This is a genomic window from Bowmanella dokdonensis, from assembly GCF_017254865.1.
Taxonomy (GTDB): domain Bacteria; phylum Pseudomonadota; class Gammaproteobacteria; order Enterobacterales; family Alteromonadaceae; genus Bowmanella; species Bowmanella dokdonensis.
Map to the genome: position 1 here is coordinate 89,649 of NZ_JAFKCV010000011.1, position 22,936 is coordinate 112,584.

The 22,936-nt window shown below is 55.0% G+C and carries 20 protein-coding genes; 13 read left to right on the forward strand and 7 right to left on the reverse strand.

Annotated elements, in window-relative coordinates:
* Position 1 precedes the first annotated feature (1 nt).
* From trpD to J0A66_RS16775, 3 genes are read right to left on the reverse strand one after another with little or no spacing between them, the layout of a single operon-like run.
* Entirely contained in the window at positions 2–1,018 is a 1,017-nt protein-coding gene (gene trpD / locus J0A66_RS16765) for an anthranilate phosphoribosyltransferase (protein WP_206575000.1), read from the reverse strand.
* Positions 1,018–1,611, reverse strand: a complete 594-nt coding sequence (locus J0A66_RS16770) for an aminodeoxychorismate/anthranilate synthase component II (RefSeq protein ID WP_206575001.1) — start codon at positions 1,609–1,611, stop codon at positions 1,018–1,020. Before J0A66_RS16770 ends, trpD begins: the two co-directional genes overlap by 1 nt.
* Entirely contained in the window at positions 1,608–3,200 is a 1,593-nt protein-coding gene (locus J0A66_RS16775; protein WP_206575002.1) for an anthranilate synthase component 1, read from the reverse strand. The genes J0A66_RS16770 and J0A66_RS16775 overlap by 4 nt, the downstream gene beginning before the upstream one ends.
* Before the next feature lie 269 nt (positions 3,201–3,469).
* Here J0A66_RS16775 and J0A66_RS16780 point away from each other — a divergent pair, with 269 nt between their 5' ends.
* The 7 genes from J0A66_RS16780 to J0A66_RS16810 all read left to right on the forward strand — a co-directional run bounded on the left by J0A66_RS16780 (position 3,470) and on the right by J0A66_RS16810 (position 9,929).
* Positions 3,470–4,330, forward strand: a complete 861-nt coding sequence (locus J0A66_RS16780) for a PHP domain-containing protein (protein WP_206575003.1) — start codon at positions 3,470–3,472, stop codon at positions 4,328–4,330.
* The gene (locus J0A66_RS16785; RefSeq protein WP_206575004.1) at positions 4,327–4,947 is read left to right on the forward strand and encodes an L-threonylcarbamoyladenylate synthase; all 621 of its coding nucleotides are present in this window, start codon (positions 4,327–4,329) and stop codon (positions 4,945–4,947) included. Before J0A66_RS16780 ends, J0A66_RS16785 begins: the two co-directional genes overlap by 4 nt.
* Positions 4,928–5,779, forward strand: coding sequence for a segregation and condensation protein A (locus J0A66_RS16790; RefSeq protein ID WP_206575005.1), 852 nt, complete (start codon positions 4,928–4,930; stop codon positions 5,777–5,779). The genes J0A66_RS16785 and J0A66_RS16790 overlap by 20 nt, the downstream gene beginning before the upstream one ends.
* 2 nt (positions 5,780–5,781) lie before the next feature.
* On the forward strand, positions 5,782–6,372 hold the full coding sequence (scpB, locus tag J0A66_RS16795; RefSeq protein WP_206575006.1) for an SMC-Scp complex subunit ScpB: 591 nt from the start codon (positions 5,782–5,784) through the stop codon (positions 6,370–6,372).
* Positions 6,373–6,451: 79 nt separating this feature from the next.
* The gene (locus J0A66_RS16800) at positions 6,452–7,897 is read left to right on the forward strand and encodes a hypothetical protein (protein ID WP_206575007.1); all 1,446 of its coding nucleotides are present in this window, start codon (positions 6,452–6,454) and stop codon (positions 7,895–7,897) included.
* 133 nt (positions 7,898–8,030) lie between these two features.
* Complete coding sequence (gene rluB / locus J0A66_RS16805; RefSeq protein ID WP_206575008.1) at positions 8,031–8,873, forward strand: 23S rRNA pseudouridine(2605) synthase RluB; 843 nt, start codon at positions 8,031–8,033, stop codon at positions 8,871–8,873.
* Between the two features lie 84 nt (positions 8,874–8,957).
* Complete coding sequence (locus J0A66_RS16810) at positions 8,958–9,929, forward strand: DMT family transporter (RefSeq protein WP_338143908.1); 972 nt, start codon at positions 8,958–8,960, stop codon at positions 9,927–9,929.
* Between the two features lie 49 nt (positions 9,930–9,978).
* Here the strand turns inward: J0A66_RS16810 and pyk are convergent, their stop codons facing one another.
* Positions 9,979–11,415, reverse strand: a complete 1,437-nt coding sequence (gene pyk, locus J0A66_RS16815) for a pyruvate kinase (RefSeq protein WP_206575009.1) — start codon at positions 11,413–11,415, stop codon at positions 9,979–9,981.
* A gap of 249 nt (positions 11,416–11,664) precedes the next feature.
* The gene (locus J0A66_RS16820) at positions 11,665–12,519 is read right to left on the reverse strand and encodes a MurR/RpiR family transcriptional regulator (RefSeq protein ID WP_206575010.1); all 855 of its coding nucleotides are present in this window, start codon (positions 12,517–12,519) and stop codon (positions 11,665–11,667) included.
* A 250-nt stretch (positions 12,520–12,769) separates the two neighbouring features.
* On the opposite strand from J0A66_RS16820, the gene zwf reads away from it, so the two are divergent.
* From zwf to J0A66_RS16845, 5 genes are read left to right on the forward strand one after another with little or no spacing between them, the layout of a single operon-like run.
* The gene (gene zwf / locus J0A66_RS16825) at positions 12,770–14,260 is read left to right on the forward strand and encodes a glucose-6-phosphate dehydrogenase (protein ID WP_206575011.1); all 1,491 of its coding nucleotides are present in this window, start codon (positions 12,770–12,772) and stop codon (positions 14,258–14,260) included.
* Between the two features lie 2 nt (positions 14,261–14,262).
* Complete coding sequence (gene pgl, locus J0A66_RS16830; protein WP_206575012.1) at positions 14,263–14,949, forward strand: 6-phosphogluconolactonase; 687 nt, start codon at positions 14,263–14,265, stop codon at positions 14,947–14,949.
* Between the two features lie 14 nt (positions 14,950–14,963).
* Complete coding sequence (gene edd, locus J0A66_RS16835; protein WP_206575013.1) at positions 14,964–16,793, forward strand: phosphogluconate dehydratase; 1,830 nt, start codon at positions 14,964–14,966, stop codon at positions 16,791–16,793.
* The gene (locus tag J0A66_RS16840; RefSeq protein ID WP_206575014.1) at positions 16,790–17,743 is read left to right on the forward strand and encodes a glucokinase; all 954 of its coding nucleotides are present in this window, start codon (positions 16,790–16,792) and stop codon (positions 17,741–17,743) included. Before edd ends, J0A66_RS16840 begins: the two co-directional genes overlap by 4 nt.
* A gap of 4 nt (positions 17,744–17,747) precedes the next feature.
* Positions 17,748–18,410: a bifunctional 4-hydroxy-2-oxoglutarate aldolase/2-dehydro-3-deoxy-phosphogluconate aldolase gene (locus tag J0A66_RS16845; protein ID WP_206575015.1), complete on the forward strand. Its 663-nt coding sequence runs from the start codon at positions 17,748–17,750 to the stop codon at positions 18,408–18,410.
* A 65-nt stretch (positions 18,411–18,475) separates the two neighbouring features.
* On the opposite strand, the gene J0A66_RS16850 is transcribed toward J0A66_RS16845, so the two are convergent.
* The gene (locus J0A66_RS16850; protein WP_338143909.1) at positions 18,476–19,315 is read right to left on the reverse strand and encodes a D-hexose-6-phosphate mutarotase; all 840 of its coding nucleotides are present in this window, start codon (positions 19,313–19,315) and stop codon (positions 18,476–18,478) included.
* A 60-nt stretch (positions 19,316–19,375) separates the two neighbouring features.
* The gene (gene gap, locus J0A66_RS16855) at positions 19,376–20,383 is read right to left on the reverse strand and encodes a type I glyceraldehyde-3-phosphate dehydrogenase (RefSeq protein WP_206575016.1); all 1,008 of its coding nucleotides are present in this window, start codon (positions 20,381–20,383) and stop codon (positions 19,376–19,378) included.
* A 350-nt stretch (positions 20,384–20,733) separates the two neighbouring features.
* Here gap and malQ point away from each other — a divergent pair, with 350 nt between their 5' ends.
* On the forward strand, positions 20,734–22,935 hold the full coding sequence (malQ, locus tag J0A66_RS16860) for a 4-alpha-glucanotransferase (protein ID WP_206575017.1): 2,202 nt from the start codon (positions 20,734–20,736) through the stop codon (positions 22,933–22,935).
* Position 22,936: the final 1 nt, after the last annotated feature.

A 22,936-nucleotide genomic window follows, 5' to 3' on the forward strand; every position in this document is an offset into this window, starting at 1 on the left:
ATCATTGCTCCCGGGTCTGGCTTATTTGGGCCGTTTGTTGGATGACCTGCATGGCATCCTGGGTATGCAGGATCTCCTGGGCCATCTCGGCGCCCTGGCGCCAGCTATCCACCCGCCCGGTCAGCTTAAGCAGGGCACCGGCATTGATGGCGACCGCCTGGCGGTGGGCCGCTTCACCTTTGCCGTGAAGCAGCTTCTCGATCAACGACTTGTTATGTTCAGGATCGCCACCGGCGATGGCCTCTATGGGTTGCTGTGGCAAATTGAAATCTTCCGGGGTCAGGGTGAACTCTTCAATCAGCCCTTGCTGTAAGCTTGCCACCTGGCTGGGGCCATGCAGGGCAAACTCATCCAGGCCGCTCCCATGCACCACCAGTGCCTGCTGATAACCGAGCAACTTCAATGTCTCGGCAAAGGGCCTTACCCACTGGCTCTGATAGACGCCAATGATGATATGGGTGGGTCTGGCCGGATTGGCCAGTGGCCCGAGCAGGTTAAACAGGGTGCGGGTTTTCAGTGCACTGCGTACCGGCATGGCATGACGTATGCCGCTGTGATAGTTGGGGGCAAACAAAAAACACAGGCCGCTCTTGTCCAGGCATTCCCGGGCAATGTTGGCGCTCATCTCAAGGTTAAGTCCAAATTCCCGGAATAGATCCGCCGAGCCGGACCGGCTCGACACGCTACGATTGCCATGCTTGGCCACTTTGACCCCGCAGGCTGCTGCTACGATGGCGCTTGCCGAGGATATATTCAGGGTGTTAAGGCCATCACCGCCGGTGCCGACGATATCGGCAAACTCATAGTCCGGGCGGGGGAACGCGCTGGCGTTGTCCACCAATGCCCTGGCCGCTCCGGCAATCTCAGCCGGAGTTTCACCTCGTACTTTCATGGCGGTGAGTACGGCTGAGAGTACGACGGGATCCATCTGCCCCTGGATTACCCGGCTGAACAGTTCTCTCGCTTCTTCCTGGCTGAGGGGCTGGTTGGTATAGAGTTTTTCCAATGTTGCCTGCATTATTGTTCTCCCAGAAAGGCAATGGACTGGGCCAGCAACCGGCTGCCCTGTGAAGTCAGTATCGATTCGGGATGGAATTGCATGCCGAGCATTTTGTCTCTGGCGTGATATACCGCCATGGGAATATGCTGATATCTGGCCAGGATTTCCAGGCCTGCCGGCACATGGGAGGCCATCAGCGAGTGATAACGGGCCACGGGCAGGGGGTGGGGCAATCCGGCAAACATCCGGTCCTGGCAATGCTCAATGGCCGATGCCTTGCCGTGCATTACATCACCTGCCCGGCCGACTTTGCCGCCATAATGTTCGACAATGGCCTGATGGCCGAGGCAAATGCCCAGTACCGGAAATTTGCCCTGCACCAGCTTAAGCAGTGCCGGCATGCAACCTGCCTCGGAGGGCGCGCCTGGGCCTGGGGAGAGCATCAGTACCGGAGGATTGGCGCAAGCCTGCATTTTTTCGAGCAGAAATCCTGCTTGCTGGTTGTTGCGATAGACGGTCAGTTCAAATCCCAGGCAGCGCATCTCGTCCACCAGGTTATAGGTAAAGGAATCGAAGTTATCGAGCAAAAAAACCTGCGTGGAATGGCTCATTGAGGATCTCCCTTACTGTGGGCATCTACAATAGCCCGGATCACTGCCTGGGCTTTGCTGCGGGTTTCATTGGCTTCACTGGCAGGATCGGAGTCGTGCACCACACCTGCGCCAGCCTGCACCCGGGCCATGCCGTCTTTGACAAAGGCTGAACGGATAACGATACAGCTGTCCATATCCCCCTGCCCATTAAGATAGCCCACGGCGCCACCGTAACTGCCGCGGCGCTGCTTTTCCACTTCCCGGATAAGACGGGCGGCTGACACCTTGGGTGCACCGACCAGGGTACCCATATTCATACAGGCCTGATAGGCATGCAGGGCATCGAGATCCGGCCTGAGCTGCCCCACCACCCGCGAGACCAGATGCATGACCTGAGAATAGCGATCCACTTTAAGTAGATCCTTTACATAGCGGCTGCCCGCCACCGACACCCTGGCAATGTCGTTACGGGCCAGATCCACCAGCATCAGATGTTCGGCTTTTTCCTTCTGATCCTCACGCAGATTCAGCTCGATCCGGCTGTCCAGATCCCGGTCAATGCTGCCATCGGCGCGCATGCCGCGGGGTCTTGTACCGGCAATGGGATAAACCTCGACCTGATTGGTGGAGCGGCTGTATTTGAGGGCGGATTCGGGGGAGGCACCAAACATGCAAAAGTCTTCATCCTGCAGGAAAAACATATAGGGGCTGGGATTCTGCGACTTGAGTCTGGCATACGCCAGGTGAGGATCGGGGCAGGGCAGGCTGAAAGTTCTGGATGGCACCACCTGGAAGATGTCACCGGCCAGGATATGTTCCTTCAGTTCCATGACATCCTGTTGGTAGGCCTGATCAGACTTGTCCACCTGCAACTGGGAGAGGCTGATGACCTCCACCTCAGACTGAGAGAAACGATGGGAATGATGCAACTGCTGATTCAGGCTTTCCAGGCGCTGACTGACAGCAAAATAGCTCTGGGCCACCTGAGGGCCGGAAAATACGCTACCGATGATTTGGGTACTGCGGGTCTGGTGATCGATCAGAATCAATACTTCGGCCAGGTAAAAGACAAAGTCGGGACAGCTGTTATGGCCCTCCGGTACCTCCGGCAACATCTCGAAGCTACCGAGCAGATCATAGGCGAAGGCACCACCGAGGAACAAGGCATGTGGGTGCTGGCGCAGTGGTTTGACCTTATTGAGCAGGGTGCGCAGCGCATCGAAAACAGACCGGGCTTTAAGGCGACTGTCTTCGTCGAGGGTCGGATCCGGAGTCTGGAAGTCGAGTACCAGCTTATCGCCATCGATACTCTGTACCCGGTCGGCCGGACATTGTGCAGACAGCAGGGGCAGCAATCCCTTACCGTTATCGGTCAGCGCAATGCAATGAACCTGGTTGCGGCGACATTCGATTTTGAGGGCGGCGTCCACCAGCAGCAGGCTTTTCAGGTTGTCCTTGCTGTCTATCTCTGCCGACTCCAGCAACAGGCTGTGAGCCTTGCCATGACAAAGCAACTGGTACAGATTCAACGGATCGGCCTGGTACTGGCTATCCAGTATCAGGGTTTCCACTCTGCCCGGTTGATCACTTAGTTGCGCTAAACTCATCGTTACTTCATCCTGCTCGATTGTTTTTATCTGACCAATAAAAAAGGCCCGCAATTGCGGGCCTTCTGATCGATTTGTCCAAACACAAATACGCACAGCCCGCTAGTTCGGGAAATGCCACCACCAAGAAGCTGTTGTGTTTGTCATGATGTTCATAAGTCTTTGCTGATTCTGTATTTACGCTCGGCGTTCGAGTCGATTTGTTATAAGATTCAAGGCTTATAGAAGAAAACAAAATAGATGCTCTGTCAATAGGCAAAAACGAATTCATGAAAATAGACCTGCATAGCCACACCTGTTATTCCGACGGTGCCCTGACCCCCAGGGAGCTCATCGACAGGGCGCACAACATGCAATTGGACGTCTTGGCCATTACCGATCACGATACCGTGGCCGCCTTGGATGAAGCCAGACATTACCAGGCCGGCCTCAGGCGTCCCCTGCAGATTATTGCCGGGGTAGAGATTTCCACCCGCTGGCATGGCTTCGATATCCATATTCTCGGCCTGAATCTGGACCATCAGGAGGCCATTTTTACTGCACGGCTTGCTGAACAGGCACAGCGACGTGAAGTCCGAGCCAGGGAAATGGCCGCCAAACTGGAAAAAGCCGGAGTGCCGGGAATCTACGAGCAGGCCCGGAGGCTGGCCGGGCAGGGGCAACTGACCCGTACCCATTTTGCCCGGGCGCTGGTCAAGTCAGGACAGGTTAAGGACCATGAAGATGCTTTTCGCAAATACCTTGGCAAGGACAAGCGCGCCTTCGTTAAGCCCAGTTGGCCGGAAATACCCGAGGCGATCAGTTGGATAAAGGCAGCGGGCGGCAACCCGGTGCTGGCCCATCCGGCCCGCTATGATCTGTCGGCCAAATGGCTGCGTCGACTGCTGGTGGAGTTTGCCGCAGCAGGCGGAGAGGGGATGGAAGTTACCCACCCGCAACTGGCGCCCGACAGCAAACGGCAACTGGCCAGCTACGCCAGGGAATACGGCCTGGCGGCGTCGGTGGGTTCCGACTTCCATTTTCCCGGTCGCTGGACCGAGCTGGGTAAAAATCTTTCGCTGCCTGAGGACCTTGTGCCAATATGGAAGACATGGAATTTAGCGCAGCCACAAACCGGGAAGTCAGTATGAGCCAGTTTTTCGAGGTCCATCCAGTCAATCCACAGCTACGCCTGATCAAGCAGGCCTGTGAGATGATCCATCAGGGGGCCGTGGTGGTTTACCCGACTGATTCGGGCTATGCCATAGGCTGTCATATCGATGACAAGGCGGCACTGGAGCGTATCTGCCGTATTCGCGACATCGGCAAGGACCACAACTTTACGCTGATGTGCCGGGATATGTCGGAATTATCCGTCTACGCCAGGGTGGACAACCAGGCTTTTAGACAGATCAAGAACAATACCCCCGGCCCCTACACCTTTATATTGAAGGCCACCAAGGAAGTACCAAAACGGCTGCAGAATCCCAAGCGAAAGACCATCGGCATCCGTGTGCCTGACAATGCCATTGCCCTGGCATTGCTGGAGCAACTGGGTGAACCCTTGATGTCCACTTCTTTGATTCTTCCGGGCAACCAGATGACAGAATCGGATCCGGAGGAAATCCGTGGCAGGTTGGAAAAACAGGTGGATCTGATTATCGATGGCGGCAGCCTGGGAGAGCATCCCACTACCGTTCTGGATTTGTCCGAAGGAGAATGCATTATCCTGCGAGAGGGTGAAGGGGATGTGTCCGCCTTTGTCTGAGCCGGTAATTGTTCCAGTCAAGGATAAAGCGCCGGTGCAGCACCCGCTGCCACTGGCTTTTGTGCATGGTCAGGCATTGCTTGAAAAGCCTGAGGACCTGTATATTCCCCCCGATGCACTGGAGGTGATTCTCGAATCATTCGAAGGGCCACTGGACTTGCTTTTATACCTTATACGCAAACAGAAATTTGATATCGCTACATTGCCCATTCTGCAGATTACCCGTCAGTACATGGAGTATGTGGAGTTGATGACCGACCTGAGGCTGGAACTGGCCGGGGAATATCTGCTGATGGCGGCTATTCTGGCGGAAATTAAATCCCGTGTACTGTTGCCAAGGCGTGAAGATGCCACAGAGGATGAAGAGGACCCCCGCGCCGAGCTGATTCGGCGCCTACGCGAATACGAGGCCATAAAGGAGGCTGCACAGGAACTGGATGTACTGCCCAGACAGGAAAGAGATTATTTTCTCTCCAGCGCCATGCCCAGTGACAACTGCCAACCTATACGCATTCTGCCCACCGTGACCTTGCAGGAATTGGTGCTGAGCTTCCAGGAAGTGTTAAAACGGGCTTCAGCCTTTGAGCATCATCATATCAAGCGTGAAGCCCTGTCTACCCGGGAACGTATGAGTCGTATCCTGGAGCGGCTGCGGATGGATGAATTCGTTGCCTTTGGCAGTCTGTTTGACGTGCAGGAAGGCAGAGCCGGAGTCGTGGTTACTTTCCTGGCGGTATTGGAGTTGGTGAAAGAATCCCTGATTGATCTGGTCCAGGCCCAACCTTTTGCCGACATTCATGTAAAAGCTAAAAGCGCCGTTGAAGAGAGCTGAGCATGGCAAAGATTTCCGATGAGCAACTCAAACAACTGGTGGAAGCCGCGATTTTTGTTGCCGATGAACCCCTGAGTCCGGAGAAGCTGCAAGAGACAGTGCTTCTGGACCTGAAGGTTAGCCAGAAACGTCTTAAGGCGGTAATCGATGAGTTGCAACTGGATTACCGGCCACGTGGCGTACAGTTGGTTAAGGTAGCCAGTGGCTATCGTTTTCAGTCCATGGACAGCCTGGCTCCCTGGCTGAGCAAACTCTGGCAGGAGCAGGCACCGCGCTATTCCCGCGCGCTGATGGAAACCCTGGCGCTGATTGCCTATCGCCAACCTATTACCCGGGGAGAGATAGAAGATGTGCGGGGGGTCTCGGTGAGCAGTAATATCATCAAAACGCTTACCGAACGGGGTTGGATCAAAGTGGTGGGTCATAAGGAAGTGCCGGGAAGGCCCGCCCTGTATGCCACCACCAAAGGGTTTCTCGATTACTTTTCCCTGGAAGGACTGGAAGACCTGCCTTCGGTGGAGGCCCTGAGCCAGTTGGAAGAACAGCAGGATATTGCCCTCCCTTCACAGCATCCATTGCAGGACTTGCACTAAGCTGTTACATATTGTTAACAATCAGGGGCCGGAAACCTCTGGTCTTCTCAGGGAAAACCAATAATTCAGGGAAACAATAATGAACAGATGTCTTATAGCGCTTGCCAGCCTTGTTGCCAGCCAGTCCGCCGTGGCCCTACCGCCGATTCTGGATTATTACCCGGGTTGTGATTATCAGGCGCTGGAAGTAGTGCAGGTGCAAGGGGAACTGATCCGGGACAGTGAAGTGGCTTACCAGCAATCCCTTGCCAGCCTGCTCAACCGGATGCAGATTGCGGCCCAGGAGAAAGGCGCAAATGCGCTGATCATTGAGGATCTGCATATTCAGCGACGTTCACTGCTTAACCGCAGTGGCGAGAGGGAGTCACGATCCCTTTATCAATACCAGGTTCTGCCCATTTTAAGCTGCCAGGAAGAAGTATTGGCGCAACGCAAAGACAGCAAATATGACAGTCTGGGTCAATTACGTTCCCTTTATGAAAAGAAATTCAAAGGCAGAACTACTGTCCTTGCGATACAGAAGCATGCCGGGATATCTCTGCTGGACGGACAACCCATCCCCGAAACAGCCTTCTTCCAAAGACCGGAGCCGGAGGATCTGGCACTTTCAGTGGAAGATGCTCCATACGATTTGAGCCTGGGTCTGAACCGTATGCAGGTCATTGACAAATTAGGTTACCCCAGTGCTGAATTTCGTTTATTTAAAGGTGTCGAATCGCTTTTGTATGGACGGCGCCACTGGCTGCATTTCAGTGATGGCAGACTGATTCGCATCGATTTTACCGACCGGCTGCTAAGCTACGATCTGCTGAATCGCGTCCCGCCTTTGCCCGTGTTTGACGAATTCGCCTGGCACCTTAAAGACAGTAACCTGACGGTGAATAGTTCGCTGGAGAATGTGCGCAAACTGTTAAGTACGGATGTGCCCCTCAATGCTGCCAACGAATTGTTACTTGAGGGAAAAAACAGCCGTCTGAGCCTTAGGTTTGATCAGTCCCATCAGGCTGATATGTCCGGGCGACAGCGGCAGCTATATCTGGTGGGGTTCAGTATCGAATCACTGCAAAGCCAGCCATTGTCCATCCTGCTGTCTTCCGATCCTGACCGTTACCAGAAGCTCCATCAGGGGATGGAAGAAATAAGCCGTACTGACTCTTTCGGGGCTGCCGATTTGCTGGTCAGGCTGGGTACACCAATTGGTCGTGTTTACCTGCAGGCCGGCCGACAACTGGACGTGTTTGACAACCATTTGCTGTTTGAAGCCAGCGGCACTGCAGCCAGTCGCCTCTATATGCAGGAAAGCCTGTTCGGCTTGGCATCTGATCTGGAGCACAGCCGATGGAAACTGACCGACAACATTCACCAGGGGCAACGTCTCTCGGCATTGAAAAAGTCATTGGGAGATCATCTTTACGTGGAGAACCATGGCATCAACCTCAGTGGTAAACGCTATGACCTGAAGCTTTTCCTTGAGGGGGAAGGCAATATGGCTCAGGTCCTGGCTGCGGAAGTTGTCTTCTACTGAGGGATAAATCTAAGCGGATATATTGTTTGGTATTGTTTGGTCTGCGAAAGCTTCACGGGTAGAATAGCGACCTTCACAAAGCCATGGCTGCCCACTGCAGGGCGACATATAGCATCAGACAAAAGGCGCAAAGGTGAGCGAAAAGTTACAGAAGGTACTGGCCAACGCCGGTATCGGTTCCCGTCGGGAGATGGAAAAGTGGATTGAGCAGGGCAGGGTGTCCGTCAACGGCCAACTGGCCACACTGGGACAACGGGTGGAGGCGGAAGATAAGATTCGCGTCGACGGCAAGTTGCTGGATCCCCAAACCGAAAAGCCTATTTGCCGTGTCCTGATGTATAACAAACCTGAAGGGGAGCTCTGCAGTCGTAAGGATCCGGAAGGCCGTGATACCGTATTTGATCGACTGCCCCGCATGAAGCATGGCCGCTGGATAGCCGTGGGTCGTCTGGATATCAACACCAGCGGCCTGTTGCTGTTTACCAATGATGGCGAGTTGGCAAACCGCTTGATGCACCCCAGCCATGAAGTCGAACGGGAATATGCGGTGCGGGTGTTTGGCAACGTGACCCAGGATATTCTCACACGCCTGAAAAACGGCGTAAAACTTGAGGACGGCGAAGCGAAATTTACCAGTATCCGCCGCCATCCCGGCGATGAAGAAAGTATGAACCATTGGTTCAACGTAACACTCAGTGAAGGACGTAACCGGGAAGTTCGTCGTATGTGGGAGTCCCAGGACGTCAAAGTCAGCCGGCTGATCCGGGTACGCTATGGGGACATCGAACTGGAAAAGCGCCTGCCACAGGGAGCCTGGGTCGAACTGCAGCTTAAGCAGGTCAATGCCTTACGCAAACTGGCTTCCCTGCCACCGGAAAAGGAATCCCTGGTTATGGAGGATGACAAGCGCCTGGACCATGTGCGGATCTCACGAATGCGACGGGCAGTGCGTAAACACCAGATAGCAAAGAAATAGTCACCCTGCCGGCAACAGTTAGGCCCTGGCAGCCTGATGTCAGGGCTACCCTATGCCCCTCAACTCCAGTTTCATGAGGCTTAAGTGCAAAACGTTCCAGTCAGACATTGGTATGGTTTTGGCCTTTCCCTGCTTACGGCGCTGCTGTGGGGAATGTTGCCGGTATTTCTCAAGCTCAGCCTGGAGGCCATGGATGCCATCAGCATTACCTGGTACCGCTTCACGCTGGCGGCTCTGGTGGTGGGCTTCATGCTTTATCGAAGCAAAGCTCTGCCGCCCATGCGCAGCATCAGCCGCAGCAATAACCTGCTTATCGCATCGGCAGCCGTCGGACTGATTGCCAACTATGTACTCTACCTGTTGGGGCTGGACTATCTTAATCCCGAGACCGCCCAGGTGTTGATCCAACTGGCGCCATTTTTATTAATGGTTGGAGGCATCCTGATTTACCGGGAACGCTTTAACAAGCTGGAGACCCTGGGCGCCGTCATACTGCTGGCAGGTCTGTTGCTGTTCTTCAATGACAGGCTGCCGGTGTTGTTCAGTTCCCTTGGCCGTTATACCCAGGGGGTGCTGCTGATTATCGTGGCGGCGGTGACTTGGGCAGGTTATGCCTTGTCCCAGAAGGTGTTGCTCAGAGCCCTGACCGCAAGGCAACTGACACTTATACTCTATGTTGCAGGTACACTGGTGCTGTTGCCATTCTCTGACCTGGGGTTGATCTGGGGTATGAGCAGCCTGCAGCTGTTTGCCCTACTGTTTTGTTGCGCCAATACTGTTGTGGCATACGGGGCTTTTACCGAAGCCCTGCATATCTGGCATGCATCCAAAGTCAGTGCCGTGATTGCCCTGGCGCCGCTGTTTACCTTTACCAGCATGGAGCTGGCGGTACGGATATGGCCTGACCATTTCGCCGCCAGCGATCTGGACCACTGGGCCTACATTGGTGCCGGCATGGTGATGCTGGGGTCGATGCTGGCCGCAGTCGGCAAGGCCAAACCCAGCCATGGGGAAAGTGTGAATATTGCGGCGCCCGCAGAGGAACAGAGAAGGTAGCCAAGGGCGGAGCAGTGTGGTTGGCCACCTGCTCCTCACTCCTCAGTGGTCAGGGCACCACCACTATCTTGCAGCCGTTGGTTGCCCCTTCGGTCTCCATTTCATCGCCATAGGTCATAATGAACTGGTCGCCCGACTGCACCAGTTCCCTGGCTCTGAGGCAGGCAATGACATCCGCCTTGAGCTGCCCGGGGGGGCTGCCGGTGGAGTCGAAGTATACCGGCTTGACACCCCGGTACAAAGCCATGCAGTTCAGTGAGCGCTCATGTCTGGACAGCCCGTAGATGGGCAGGCTGCTGGTGATCCTGGACATCAGCCTGGGGGTGCCTCCGCTTTCGGTCAGGGCAACAATCGCCTTGATGCTGGACAAATGATTGGCGGCATAGACGGCGGACAGCGCCGTGGTTTCACTGATGGAACTGAAGGTTTCATCGATACGGTGTTTGGAGATCTTCACGCTGGGATGGGTTTCGGCCCCCTCACAGACCCGCGCCATGGTCTTGACCGTTTCAATGGGGAACTGGCCGGCGGCGGTTTCAGCGGACAGCATCACGGCGTCTGTGCCGTCCAGGACGGCGTTGGCCACATCCATTACCTCGGCACGGGTGGGCATGGGGCTGGAAATCATCGACTCCATCATCTGCGTGGCGGTAATGACCACCTTGTTCAGTTGCCTGGAGCGGGAGATGAGCTTCTTCTGCACACCCACCAGTTCTGCGTCGCCAATTTCCACGCCCAGATCACCCCGGGCCACCATCACCGCATCACTGGCCAGAATCACATCGTCGATGGCCTCGTCCGTGGCAACGGCCTCGGCCCGCTCCACCTTGGCGCAGATTTTTGCATCGCATCCCGCTTCTACGGCCAATTGGCGGGCATAACGCAAATCATCGCCGTTACGGGGGAACGAGACCGCCAGGTAATCCACCTTCATCCTGGCCGCCGTCTTAATATCCTCTTTGTCCTTCTCGGTCAGGGCCTCTGCCGACAATCCGCCTCCGAGGCGGTTGATGCCTTTGTTATTGGACAGCTTGCCGCCCACTGTGACTTTGGTGTGAACCTGGTTACCTCTGACCTCACTGACCTGTAGTTGGATTCGGCCGTCGTCCAGCAACAGAATGTCGCCTGCCTGGACATCCTGGGGCAGGGCTTTGTAATCGATGCCGACTCGCTGCTGATTCCCTTCGTCGCGGCCCAGTTCCGCATCCAGTATAAAGCTATCACCCACCGTCAGTTCCACGGCGCCTTCGGTGAACTTGGCCACACGGATTTTCGGACCCTGTAAATCGCCCAGAATGGCGACATACTTGCCCAGTTTTGCCGCTGCTGCCCGCACCCGCTCGGCACGGTTGATATGATCTTCAGCACTGCCATGGGAGAAGTTCATCCTCACCACATTGGCCCCGGCAGCAATGATGGCTTCTATTTTTTCCGGTGTATCGGTAGCGGGGCCCAGCGTGGCAACGATTTTGGTTCTTCTCAGCATCTTGGATTCGCTCACAGGTGACAGGATGTGCAGACATCCCAGGTTGAATTTGCTTACAGTGACAATCAATCTGTAATTTTATTACAAAATTCTAGCGGTAAATGAAGAGTTTGTGAAATCTTTTAACGTAGCTTATCAGTGAGGTGGGCAGAGGAAAGGGCAGGAATGAGGCGACTGGCCAAAAAAATGCCTGATATCCAGTGGAATGAAAGCAGACTGCCTCACGCCTCACGCCTCACGCCTCACGCCTCAGGTCGCGGGTTTCTTGTCATAGCGGGATTCACGCAGCGTATCCTTCACCCGCTTGAGGTTCTCCCTGAATTTCGTGCCCCGGCGCAGGGTAAAACCCGTGGCCAGGACATCGATCAGGGTTAACTGTGCTATGCGAGACGCCATCGGCATATACATATCCGTATCTTCAGGGACGTCCAGCGACACCACCAGGCTGCACTCCCTGGCCAGGGGACTGTCTTTAGACGTAATGCCAATCACCGTGGCGTCATTGCCGCGGGCGATCTGGGCGATTTCCACCAAGCTCTTGGTGCGACCCGTATGGGAAATCAGCACCACCACATCCTCCTCCGAGCTGTTCATGCAGCTCATACGCTGCATCAGGATATCGTCGAAATAAATAACTGGCACATTGAAGCGGAAAAACTTGTTCAGGGCATCGTGGGCCACGGAGGCTGATGCGCCAAGGCCGAAGAAAGAAATCTTCTGCGCCTGGGTCAGTAAATCCACCACCCGGTTTATGACGTTGATATCCAGGGACTGGCGGGCGACTTCCAGAGAAGCCATGGTGGATTCGAATATCTTCTTGGTATACTCCTCCGGCCCGTCGGACTCTTCCACATGCCGGTTTACATAGGGCGTGCCGTTAGCCAGGCTCTGCGCCAGATGCAGCTTGAAATCCGGGAATCCTTTGGTGTCCAGGCGTCTGCAGAAACGGTTGACCGTCGGCTCGCTGACATTGGACATCTTGGCCAGGGTGGCAATGCTGGAATGGATTGCCGTTTGCGGATTGGCCAGGATCACCTCTGCCACTTTGCGCTCCGACTTGCTGAATGCGGACTGGCTCTGACTGATTTTTTCAAGAATGTTCATAGGCACTGCGGATTCTACTTATAATTGGTATGGGACTATTTTTGTAAGTTTTTGACAGATTTGCTAGCTTTTTCGCCAAAAGGCGGCCAGAAAAGCGGGCAGGTCTGGTAAAAACTTTCACGTTAAGTTGTAATTTTACTACATATAATGTTTACTATCGGCATCGAGACCCAAGCCAGCCGAACGTTATTTAGTAAATTTACCGCGTTTTGGAACTTTTTTTGACTTATTTTTATTCGGGTTGAAACTCATGGTGTTGGAAAATACAGTAGAACCTTGCGATTTCGTCATCTTTGGCACAAAAGGTGACCTTGCCCGTCGCAAACTCCTGCCTTCTTTATATCAACTGGAAAAAGCCAGTCTGGTTCACCGGGACACCAAGATTATCGGTGTGGCCCGCAATGAGATGAGCAACGGGGAATATGTCGCCCTGGTGAAGGAGAATATCGAGAAATTCTCCGGTCAGTCCCTGTGTGAGGACACCTGGGCGCGTTTCTCAGCCAAGCTTGACTATGTCTGCCTGGATATGCAGGACAGCCTGGCCTACGAAGGCTTCAAGGAGCATGTGGATGCAAAGCGCACCATGGTATGCTACCTGGCCACACCGCCTTCCATTTACGGGGCCATCTGCAAAGGCCTGAACGATGCGGGGATCATCGACCCGACCATGCGTGTGGTGCTGGAAAAGCCCATCGGCCACGATCTGGCATCGTCCAAGGTAATCAATAATCAGGTGGCGGAATATTTCCGCGAGAACCAGATTTATCGTATCGACCATTATCTGGGCAAGGAAACGGTCCTGAACCTGATTGCCCTGCGTTTTGCCAACTCCATCTTCGCCACCAACTGGGATCACAACTGTATCGATCATGTGCAGATCAGTGTGTCCGAGTCGGTAGGTATTGAGGGACGGTGGGGGTATTTCGACGAGGCGGGGCAGATGCGTGACATGGTGCAGAATCACCTGTTGCAAATCCTGACCCTGATTGCCATGGAGCCGCCCACCACCCTGGATGCGGACAGTATCCGCGACGAAAAGCTCAAGGTGCTCAAGTCCCTGCGTCCGATCAACAGCAGTAATGTGGGAGAAAAGACCGTTCGTGGCCAGTACACAGGCGGTTTTGTCAAAGGCAAGGAAGTACCCGGCTATCTGGACGAGCCCGATGCCAACCAGAAAAGCGAAACTGAAACTTTCGTTGCCCTTAAAGTTGAGCTGGACAACTGGCGCTGGGCCGGCGTGCCGTTTTATCTGCGTACCGGCAAACGTATGCCCACCAAGGTCAGCGAGATAGTGATTTATTTCAAGCCGCAGCCGCACAACCTGTTTAAGGACAGTTTTGCCAAACTGCCGCCGAACAAGCTGACAATCCGCCTGCAGCCTGACGAAGGGGTGGAAATTACCGTCATGAACAAGGTGCCGGGTCTGACCGGCTCCAGCTCCATGAACCTGCAGAAATCCAAGCTTAATCTGAGTTTTTCCGAGACCTTTGCCGACGAGCGCATTGCCGACGCCTATGAAAAGCTGCTGCTTGAGGTGATGATCGGCAACCAGGCTCTGTTTGTGCGTCGCGATGAGATTGAACAGGCCTGGACCTGGGTGGACAGCATTATCAAAGCCTGGGAGAGCAGCAATGAGCCTCCTGAGCCTTATCAGGCGGGCACCTGGGGTCCGGTTGCCTCCATCGCCCTGATGGCGCGGGATAATCGTGCCTGGTACGAGTCCAAGCTGGGGAAAAAGTAACCATGAAACAGACCACTTACACCGACGCCAAGGTACTGAATCAGCAGTTTTCCAAGCGCATTGCCGGGCTGTTGCAGGAGGGGATCGATAACCATGGACAAGCCAGCCTGATTGTCTCAGGTGGGCGTACTCCCCAGGGATTGTTTGCCTGTTTGTCCGAAGCCGAGCTTGACTGGTCCAAAGTGGTAGTGAGTCTTGCCGACGAACGTTGGGTACCTGCAACGGATGATGCCAGCAACGAGAAGATGGTTCGGGAACACCTGCTCAAAGGCAAGGCCGCCAGGGCACAGTTTGTTGGCCTGAAAAACGCCGCTACAGAGGCACAGCAGGGCGTTGCCGACTGCGTGGCCAACCTCCGGGAGATTCCCCAGCCATTTGATGTGCTGATTCTGGGTATGGGAGAAGACGGTCATACGGCTTCCCTGTTTCCCTGTTCAAAACAGATAGGTCAGGGGCTGGATATGGACTATCCCCGCCCTTATCTGGCCGTGCAGCCTGCTACTGCGCCCAACTGGCGCATGTCACTCAGCCTGGCCGCCCTGCTCAACAGTAAACATATTTTTTTGCATCTGACCGGCGATGCCAAACGTGCCGTGCTGGACAAGGCACTGGCCGGTGAAGATGAATTTGAGATGCCCATCCGTGCGGTGCTGAAACGCGCTGAAGTCGAGCTAGTGTGGGCGCCATAGGAGATAGAAACACCATGCATTCCACCATCCAGGAAGTGACAGAGCGCATTATCGAGCGCAGCCAGGCCACCCGCGCCCAGTATCTGGCCAAGATTGACAAGGCCAGACGTCAGGGCCCCCATCGAGGGGTATTGTCCTGCGGTAACCTGGCTCACGGGTTTGCCGCCTGTAACCAGGACGACAAGGCAAGCCTGCGCAGCATGACCAAGGCTAACCTGGCCATTGTCTCTTCCTATAACGACATGCTGTCAGCCCATCAGCCCTACGAGATGTATCCGGCCCTGATCAAGGAAGCGGTACATCAGGTGGGCAGTGTGGCCCAGTTTGCCGGTGGCGTGCCGGCCATGTGTGATGGTGTGACTCAGGGCAACCCCGGCATGGATTTGAGCCTTATGAGCCGGGATGTCATTGCCCAGTCCACGGCAGTAGCCCTTTCTCACAACATGTTTGATGCAGCGGTAATGCTGGGAATTTGTGACAAGATAGTGCCGGGGTTGCTGCTGGGGGCGCTGAGCTTCGGCCACCTTCCCACCGTCTTTGTGCCGGCCGGCCCCATGCCATCCGGTATTCCCAATAAGGAAAAAGCCAGGGTCCGCCAGGCCTATGCCGAAGGCAAAGCCAGCCGCGAGGAACTGCTGGAAGCGGAGTCCAAGTCCTATCATTCGGCCGGTACCTGTACCTTTTACGGCACCGCCAACAGCAACCAGTTAGTGGTGGAAGTGATGGGCCTGCATCTGCCAGGATCCTCCTTCGTTAATCCGGGTACGCCCCTGCGCGACGCCCTGACCCGGGCTGCGGCAGTGCAGGCCACCCGTTTGACGGACCTGGGTGACAATTACATGCCTATCGGCCACATAGTCGATGCAAAGAGTATCGTCAATGGTCTGGTAGCGCTGCTGGCCACCGGCGGTTCCACCAATCACACCATGCACCTGGTAGCGGTGGCCCGGGCAGCCGGCTATATCATCAACTGGGATGATTTTTCCGATATCTCCAATGCCGTGCCACTTCTGACCCGGATTTATCCCAATGGCTCGGCCGATATCAACCATTTCACCGCGGCAGGGGGGATGGCGCTGCTGTTCAGGGAATTGCTGGATGCGGGTTTGCTGCACAATGATGTCAACACCATCTGTGGCCGGGGACTGGAGCAGTACACCAAAGAGCCCATGCTCAAAGATGGTGAGCTGGTATGGGAGGACGGTCCCAAGGCATCGCTGGACAAAGAGGTGTTTTCTTCGGTGAAGGCCCCCTTCAAGCCCGATGGCGGACTGGCGGTACTGAACGGTAACCTGGGGCGCGGCGTCATTAAGACCTCGGCCCTGCGTGAAGGCAAAACCCGTATCAAGGCGCCAGCGGTAGTATTTGAGGACCAGTTTGACCTGGGGCGCGCCTTCAAAGCCGGCGAACTGGACAAAGACTGTATTGTGGTAGTGCGTTTCCAGGGCCCCAAGGCCATCGGCATGCCTGAGCTGCACAGCCTGACCCCGCCCCTTGGTGTGTTACAGGACAGAGGGTACAAGGTAGCCCTGGTCACAGACGGACGTATGTCCGGCGCGTCGGGCAAAGTACCGGCGGCCATCCATGTGACCCCAGAAGCTTATGATGGGGGCTTGCTGGCAAAAGTGCAGAATGGCGACATCATCGAGATGAACGCCGAAACCGGCGAACTGATCCTGCATGTGGATGAGGCGGAACTGGCCAGGCGTGAGAATAAGCAGGCAGATATCGATCACCACCTGCAGGGCATGGGTCGTGAGCTGTTTGCCGGTATGCGCTGTAACCTGACCGGCGCCGAGCAGGGGGCCTGCTCCTTGTTCGTCAGGCAGGAGCAGGCTTTATGAGTCAACTGTTTGTGGCGGATGTGGGCGGTACCAATATCCGCCTGGCGCAGGTCACAGAGTCAGGCATTACCCAGGTGAAGAAATACCTGTGCAATGATTACGCGACTATTGGTGACGCCATTCGTGCCTATCAGGACAATTTTCCCGGGGTGGCGTTCTCTGCTGGCTGCATTGCCATCGCCTGTCCGGTGGATAAAGATCTGATCAAGATGACCAATCACCACTGGCGTTTTTCCAAGTCTCAGCTTAAGCAGGAATTGGATTTACAGTGGCTGGATGTCATCAACGATTATACGGCCATTTCCATGTCCCTGCCGGTACTGACGGATACGCAGAAGGTACAGATCGGTGGCGGGACCGCGGTAGCACAAACCAATATTGCCGTATTCGGTCCCGGCACCGGACTGGGCGTGGGTCACCTGGTGCCCACTGCCGGCGGCTGGCAATGCCTGGACGGAGAAGGCGGACATGTGGATTTTGCGCCGGTGGACGAACTGGAGTTGGTGGTATGGCGTTTGCTGCGCGAAAAGTACGGCCATGCTTCAGCCGAGGAAGTCTTGTCGGGCAGAGGGCTGGTGCAAATTTACCAGGCCATTGCTGAGCATGAGGGCAAGTTTGCCGATCTGACCGATCCGGCCGATATCACCGAGCGCGCGTTGCATAGCCGTTGCGACCTCTGCGTGGCGACCCTGAATCTGTTCTGTCGGGTGATGGGCAGCTTCGGCGGTAATCTGGCCCTGAACCTGGCCACTTTCGGCGGCGTCTATGTGGGGGGCGGCATCGCTCCGCGCTTTGTGGATTTTCTGCAAAAGAGTGAGTTCCGCAGTCGTTTTGAGGCCAAGGGGCGCTTTCATGAATATGTGGCGGCCATCCCCACTTTTGTGATCACCGAACCGGATCACGGTCTCATCGGCGCTGCCGCTTACCTGACCCAGCATTATAAAGGTTAACTTCATGACTAAAGATTGGATGATTTCTTCACAGCAGCTGTTCGCCCAGGGACCCGTTGTTCCGGTGCTGGTGATCAAAGAGGTCGCCCATGCGGTACCTCTGGCCAAGGCCCTGATTGCAGGTGGGATCCGGGTGCTGGAAGTGACGCTGCGGACCCCGGCAGCGCTGGAAGTAATACGGGAAATTGCTGATAAGGTACCCGATGCCCTGGTGGGGGCGGGGACTGTGACCAACGCCGCGCAGCTCCAGCAGGCGGTGGAAGCCGGCGCCAAGTTTGCCATCAGCCCCGGCCTGACCCATGAATTGCTGGAAGCCGGTAATGAGGCCAAGATTGCCCTGATCCCCGGCATCTCGTCCATTTCGGAGTTGATGAAGGGCAGGGATCTCGGCTATACCCACTTCAAGTTTTTCCCGGCCGAAGCCTCTGGCGGCATCAAAGCCCTGAAATCCATCGGCGGGCCTTTTCCGGATGTGACCTTCTGTCCCACTGGCGGTATCTCAGCCAACAATTATCTGGATTATCTGGCCCTGCCTAATGTGAAATGCGTCGGTGGCTCGTGGTTGGCGCCTGATGATGTGGTGGAAGCGGGTAACTGGGACAGGATCACCGAGCTGGCCAGTCAGGCCGTTAAAGGTGCACTGGCGGTGGATGCCCAGGCCGGTTAAGGTCTGGACTTAGAAAAGAACCGCCTACAGGCGGTTTTTTTATGAAATACGCATGATCAGACAGATCAATCAATAATTTGCACCAGTTGATGTTGTTCATCCGGGGCCAGTCGCTTGCCCTGGGTAATGGCTGTTTCTATACACAGCATCTGTCGGTAGTCCCCGTCTGGCATATCCGCCATCGCCTCACTCTTCTGCTGCCAGGGATTCCAGACCACTATGCTGTCATGGCCCCGGTGTCCGATACTCATTTCATAGTCCGGGTCTGTAAGTAAGGTGTCGGATGTCTGGCAGAGATGGATTCGATCAGTCTCACCTTCAAAGGTATAAGGATCTGGGGTGGGAGCTCTTTGCCCGTCCCTGACCTTATCAAGGTAGTCACCGTCCAGACCTGCCAGCCTGACTTTATGGATATCACTGACCCGAAAATAAGAGTGCAGGGCAGCGTTGTAGCTAAAAGGCTGCTGGCCGATATTTTGGGTATCCAGGCTCAGGCTGAGACTGTCGCCCACCAGCAGGGTCAGTGTCACATCGGCACAGCCGTCAAAGCCCTCGCCCCGTGTTCTGCCGGGTTGCAGTTGCAGGCGGGTTTCACGCAAATCATCGTCGATACGGGTAATTCTCCAGACCCGGGTGCGCAGGTAGCCATGAGCGGGCAAACTGCTTGCCTCATGCTGACCAAACCAGGGCCAGCATATGGGGATCCCGCCGCGTATGGCTTTGCTGCCATCCATCAGTGCACAGGGACTCATATAGAGTCGCTGGCGGCTGTCCTTCTTGGGCATGTAACTCAGGACATGGGCGCCAAACAGCGACAGTTCGAGGCTGGCTGCCTGGTTATCGATACTGATGATAGACATTCCCTGATCGGATGTGCGTTGTGAGACATGGGTGGAAAGTTTCACAAAAAGCGTCCTCCTGCTGCAAAAAAGGCGGTCCTGGCCGCCTTCTTAGAATATCCAGTATCAGAGGCTAAGCCAATATTGGGCATTGTCCAGCATTCTGTTACTGAAGCCCCATTCGTTGTCGTACCAGGACATGACTTTCACCAGGCGCCCCTGCACCTTGGTCTGAGTGGCATCGAAGATAGACGAATAAGCCACATGATTGAAGTCTACGGAAACCAACGGCAATTCGTTCACTGCCAATACCTGGTTCATGGGCGAACTGGCTGCAGCCGTGGCAATAATCTGATTGACTTCCTCTACGCTGGTTTCACGACCGGCGATAAAACTCAAATCCACCAGGGAAACGTTAATCACCGGCACTCGCACGGCCATGCCGTCGAACTTGCCTTTCAGCTCCGGTACCACCAGGCCCACAGCCGCTGCAGCGCCTGTTTTTGACGGGATCATTGACATGGCAGCGGCACGGGCACGGCGCACATCTGTATGGTAAACATCGCTCAGACGCTGATCATTGGTATAGGCATGAATGGTCGTCATCAGGCCACTTTCGATACCCAGGGCATCGTAAAGCGGCTTGGCGACCGGTGCCAGGCAGTTGGTCGTACAAGATGCATTGGAAATAATGCTCATATCGGCAGTCAGCACGTTGTGGTTCACGCCATATACCACGGTGGCATCCACGTCCTTGCCTGGTGCGCTGATGATAACCTTGCGGGCGCCGGCCTGAAGGTGTTGGCCGGCACTGGCCTTATCGGTAAACAGACCGGTACATTCAAACACCACATCGATACCCAGCTTGCCCCAGGGCAAGTCGGCCGGGTTGCGTTCAGAGAAGATTTGGATCCTGTCGTCGTTGACATAGATGGCCTCATCGTCATGGCTGACCCTGGCGGCAAAACGGCCATGCGCCGTGTCATATTTGACCAGGTGGGCATTGATGGAGGCGTCACCCAAATCATTGATGGCGACAATTTCAAGATCATATTGCTTTTCTGCTTCATACAGGGCGCGCAGGACGTTACGACCTATGCGGCCAAAACCATTGATTGCGACTTTGATTGACATGGGATTCCTCATCATTGGTCATTGTGAAAATAAATTACAGAAATTATGGATCAAACTGCCGTCCAAGGCAAAATTATGTCAATATAATGTTGTTAAATTACGAATAAGTGTGGGTGTACCCTGAACAGTTAGACTATGCTTGCTTTCTTGGCTAGCTTCTATCCAACCTGTATGCAGGCTGTTTCGAAACAGGCATGGCAAACCCTTGACCGCTTTGCATACGTTTTCATCATCTGTTCGTCAATAAAACTCAGTATAGTGTCGGCCAGCGGGTCCTTCTGGTGATAAAGACCAGAGACAGGGTTCCAAGTGTAATTTTTGACAAATTTCAGTTTAGGCGTTGCTGCTCCATGAACGAAACACTCATAGAAAAGTTGGTAGAAATTAAGGGTATCGAGTCCAATTATGTGGATGCCTGGGGTAAGCCGGCCCGGGTTGAGCCGCAGACCAAGGCGAAGCTGCTTAAGGCCATGGGGTATCCGGTGGATGACAAGGCGGCTCTGACGGCTAAACTGGAGCAGGAGCGGGAACAGGCCTGGATGACTCCCCTGGACCCGGTGCAAGTAAACCGACTGGGTGAACCCCTGATCATTACGCTGCGCCTGCCCATTGAACTGGTCAACGATTCCTATCATTTACAACTGGCCACTGAGCAGGGCGGGATTTTGTCCCAGAAGGTAGTGCCCTGTGAAGGCGAATTGATTAATGTGGCGCACCTGCAGGATGTGGAATTCCAGGAATATCTGATCGATTTGTCTGCGCAACCCGGGTTGGGATATCACCACCTGAGTCTGCAGGATGAGGATGGTGACGAGATTGCCGGCATGCGCCTGATTATTGCCCCCAGGGCCTGTTATAAGCCAAAGGAGATCGAACAGGGCAAAAAGTTCTGGGGTCTGAGTGTGCAGCTTTACTGTCTGCGCAGCGAACGTAACTGGGGGATAGGGGACTTTGGCGATCTCAAGTACCTGCTTGCACAGTCAGCAACCCAGGGGGCCCACTTTATCGGACTGAATCCCATCCATGCCTTGTATCCGGCTAATCCAGGCTCCTGCAGCCCCTATGGCCCCTCATCACGTCGCTGGTTGAATTTTATTTACATCGATGTGAGCGCTCTTGAGGGCTTTGAATCAGATGAGGTGCAGGAACTGGTGAATTCGGCCGATTTCCAGGCCCGGCTTCGTCATGCCAGGGCAGTGGAGTATGTGGATTATGAGGCGGTTACCCAACTCAAGCTGCAAGTGTTGGATATGCTCTTTACCCGCTATGAGCAGACCTTGCTTAAAGGTAACAGCAAGCAGAATCGTGCCTTCAAGCAATTTATTCGGGAAGGCGGCGAAAGCCTGGAGATGCTGGCCACCTACGATGCCCTGCAAGAAGACCTTAAGGGGCGGGGAAAAGACTTCTGGGGCTGGCCGGTGTTCCCGGGGGAACTGGCCGAATACCATCTGCCGCAGGTCAGCAAGTTCAAGAAGACCCATGCCAGGCGCATCAAATTCTTCCTTTTCCTGCAATGGCAGGCGGCTCTGCAGTTGGAGCAAGCACACCAGGTGGCGGCCGAACATGGCATGGGCATTGGCCTGTACCGGGATTTGGCAGTGGGCGTCAGTGAAGGCAGTGCAGAAATATGGGGCAACAAGGCGCTGTACGCCACAGGTGCCAGCGTCGGTGCTCCGCCTGATATTCTGGGGCCCCTGGGGCAGACCTGGGGACTGCCGCCTATGGATCCGCAGGTGCTTTATCAGCAACAGTACCAGCCCATTATCGACTTATTCGCCTCCAACATGCGCTCCTGTGGGGCACTGCGTATTGACCATGTGATGGCTTTATTGCGCCTGTGGTGGGTGGCAAAGGGGGATACGGCCAGACAGGGCGGTTACGTCTATTACCCGGTGGATGATTTGCTGGGCATACTGGCTCTGGAAAGTCATCGCAACCAGGTGCTGGTTATCGGTGAGGATCTGGGCACTGTACCTGAGGAGATCCGCGATAAACTGGCGGACAACGGTGTGCATTCCTATCGGGTATTTTTCTTCGAACAGGCAGAAGACGGCGGCTTTTTCTCCCCGGCCCATTACCCGGTACAATCCATGTCGACCCTCACCACCCATGATATGCCGACGCTGACCGGTTACTGGCATTGCCTGGATCTGGAACTGGGCAAGCGTCTGAATCTGTATCCATCCGAGCAGATCTTGCAGGGGTTATATGATTCCAGGCACGACAATAAGCAGCAGATCCTCGATTCCCTCCATGGGCATGGCTCTATCCCGGAGTGGGTGGGGCAGCAGGTGGAACAGGTAGGCATGAGCAAGGAGCTCAACCACGGTTTGCAGATCCATATGGCCGCCGGATCCAGCACATTGCTGAGCCTGCAACTGGAAGACTGGCTGGAAATGGATAAGCCGGTAAATGTCCCGGGCACCAGCAGTGAATATCCCAACTGGCAGCGCAAGCTGACTCGAAATCTGGAACAGATATTTACTGACCCGTCCCTCAAGGGACTGGCCAGTGGCCTGACACAGGCCAGAGCGAGAGCCGGTCAGGCTTAGC

Bases quoted from the DNA above. Each gene is read 5' to 3' on its own strand.
- J0A66_RS16775 (WP_206575002.1), bottom strand. From the start codon at position 3,200: ATGAGTTTAGCGCAACTAAGTGATCAACCGGGCAGAGTGGAAACCCTG.
- zwf (WP_206575011.1), top strand. From the start codon at position 12,770: ATGGTGTTGGAAAATACAGTAGAACCTTGCGATTTCGTCATCTTTGGC.
- edd (WP_206575013.1), top strand. From the start codon at position 14,964: ATGCATTCCACCATCCAGGAAGTGACAGAGCGCATTATCGAGCGCAGC.
- pyk (WP_206575009.1), bottom strand. From the start codon at position 11,415: ATGCTGAGAAGAACCAAAATCGTTGCCACGCTGGGCCCCGCTACCGAT.
- trpD (WP_206575000.1), bottom strand. From the start codon at position 1,018: ATGCAGGCAACATTGGAAAAACTCTATACCAACCAGCCCCTCAGCCAG.
- J0A66_RS16820 (WP_206575010.1), bottom strand. From the start codon at position 12,519: ATGAACATTCTTGAAAAAATCAGTCAGAGCCAGTCCGCATTCAGCAAG.
- J0A66_RS16845 (WP_206575015.1), top strand. From the start codon at position 17,748: ATGACTAAAGATTGGATGATTTCTTCACAGCAGCTGTTCGCCCAGGGA.
- gap (WP_206575016.1), bottom strand. From the start codon at position 20,383: ATGTCAATCAAAGTCGCAATCAATGGTTTTGGCCGCATAGGTCGTAAC.
- J0A66_RS16790 (WP_206575005.1), top strand. From the start codon at position 4,928: ATGTGTCCGCCTTTGTCTGAGCCGGTAATTGTTCCAGTCAAGGATAAA.
- J0A66_RS16800 (WP_206575007.1), top strand. From the start codon at position 6,452: ATGAACAGATGTCTTATAGCGCTTGCCAGCCTTGTTGCCAGCCAGTCC.
- J0A66_RS16840 (WP_206575014.1), top strand. From the start codon at position 16,790: ATGAGTCAACTGTTTGTGGCGGATGTGGGCGGTACCAATATCCGCCTG.
- J0A66_RS16780 (WP_206575003.1), top strand. From the start codon at position 3,470: ATGAAAATAGACCTGCATAGCCACACCTGTTATTCCGACGGTGCCCTG.
- pgl (WP_206575012.1), top strand. From the start codon at position 14,263: ATGAAACAGACCACTTACACCGACGCCAAGGTACTGAATCAGCAGTTT.
- scpB (WP_206575006.1), top strand. From the start codon at position 5,782: ATGGCAAAGATTTCCGATGAGCAACTCAAACAACTGGTGGAAGCCGCG.
- J0A66_RS16770 (WP_206575001.1), bottom strand. From the start codon at position 1,611: ATGAGCCATTCCACGCAGGTTTTTTTGCTCGATAACTTCGATTCCTTT.
- J0A66_RS16785 (WP_206575004.1), top strand. From the start codon at position 4,327: ATGAGCCAGTTTTTCGAGGTCCATCCAGTCAATCCACAGCTACGCCTG.
- malQ (WP_206575017.1), top strand. From the start codon at position 20,734: ATGAACGAAACACTCATAGAAAAGTTGGTAGAAATTAAGGGTATCGAG.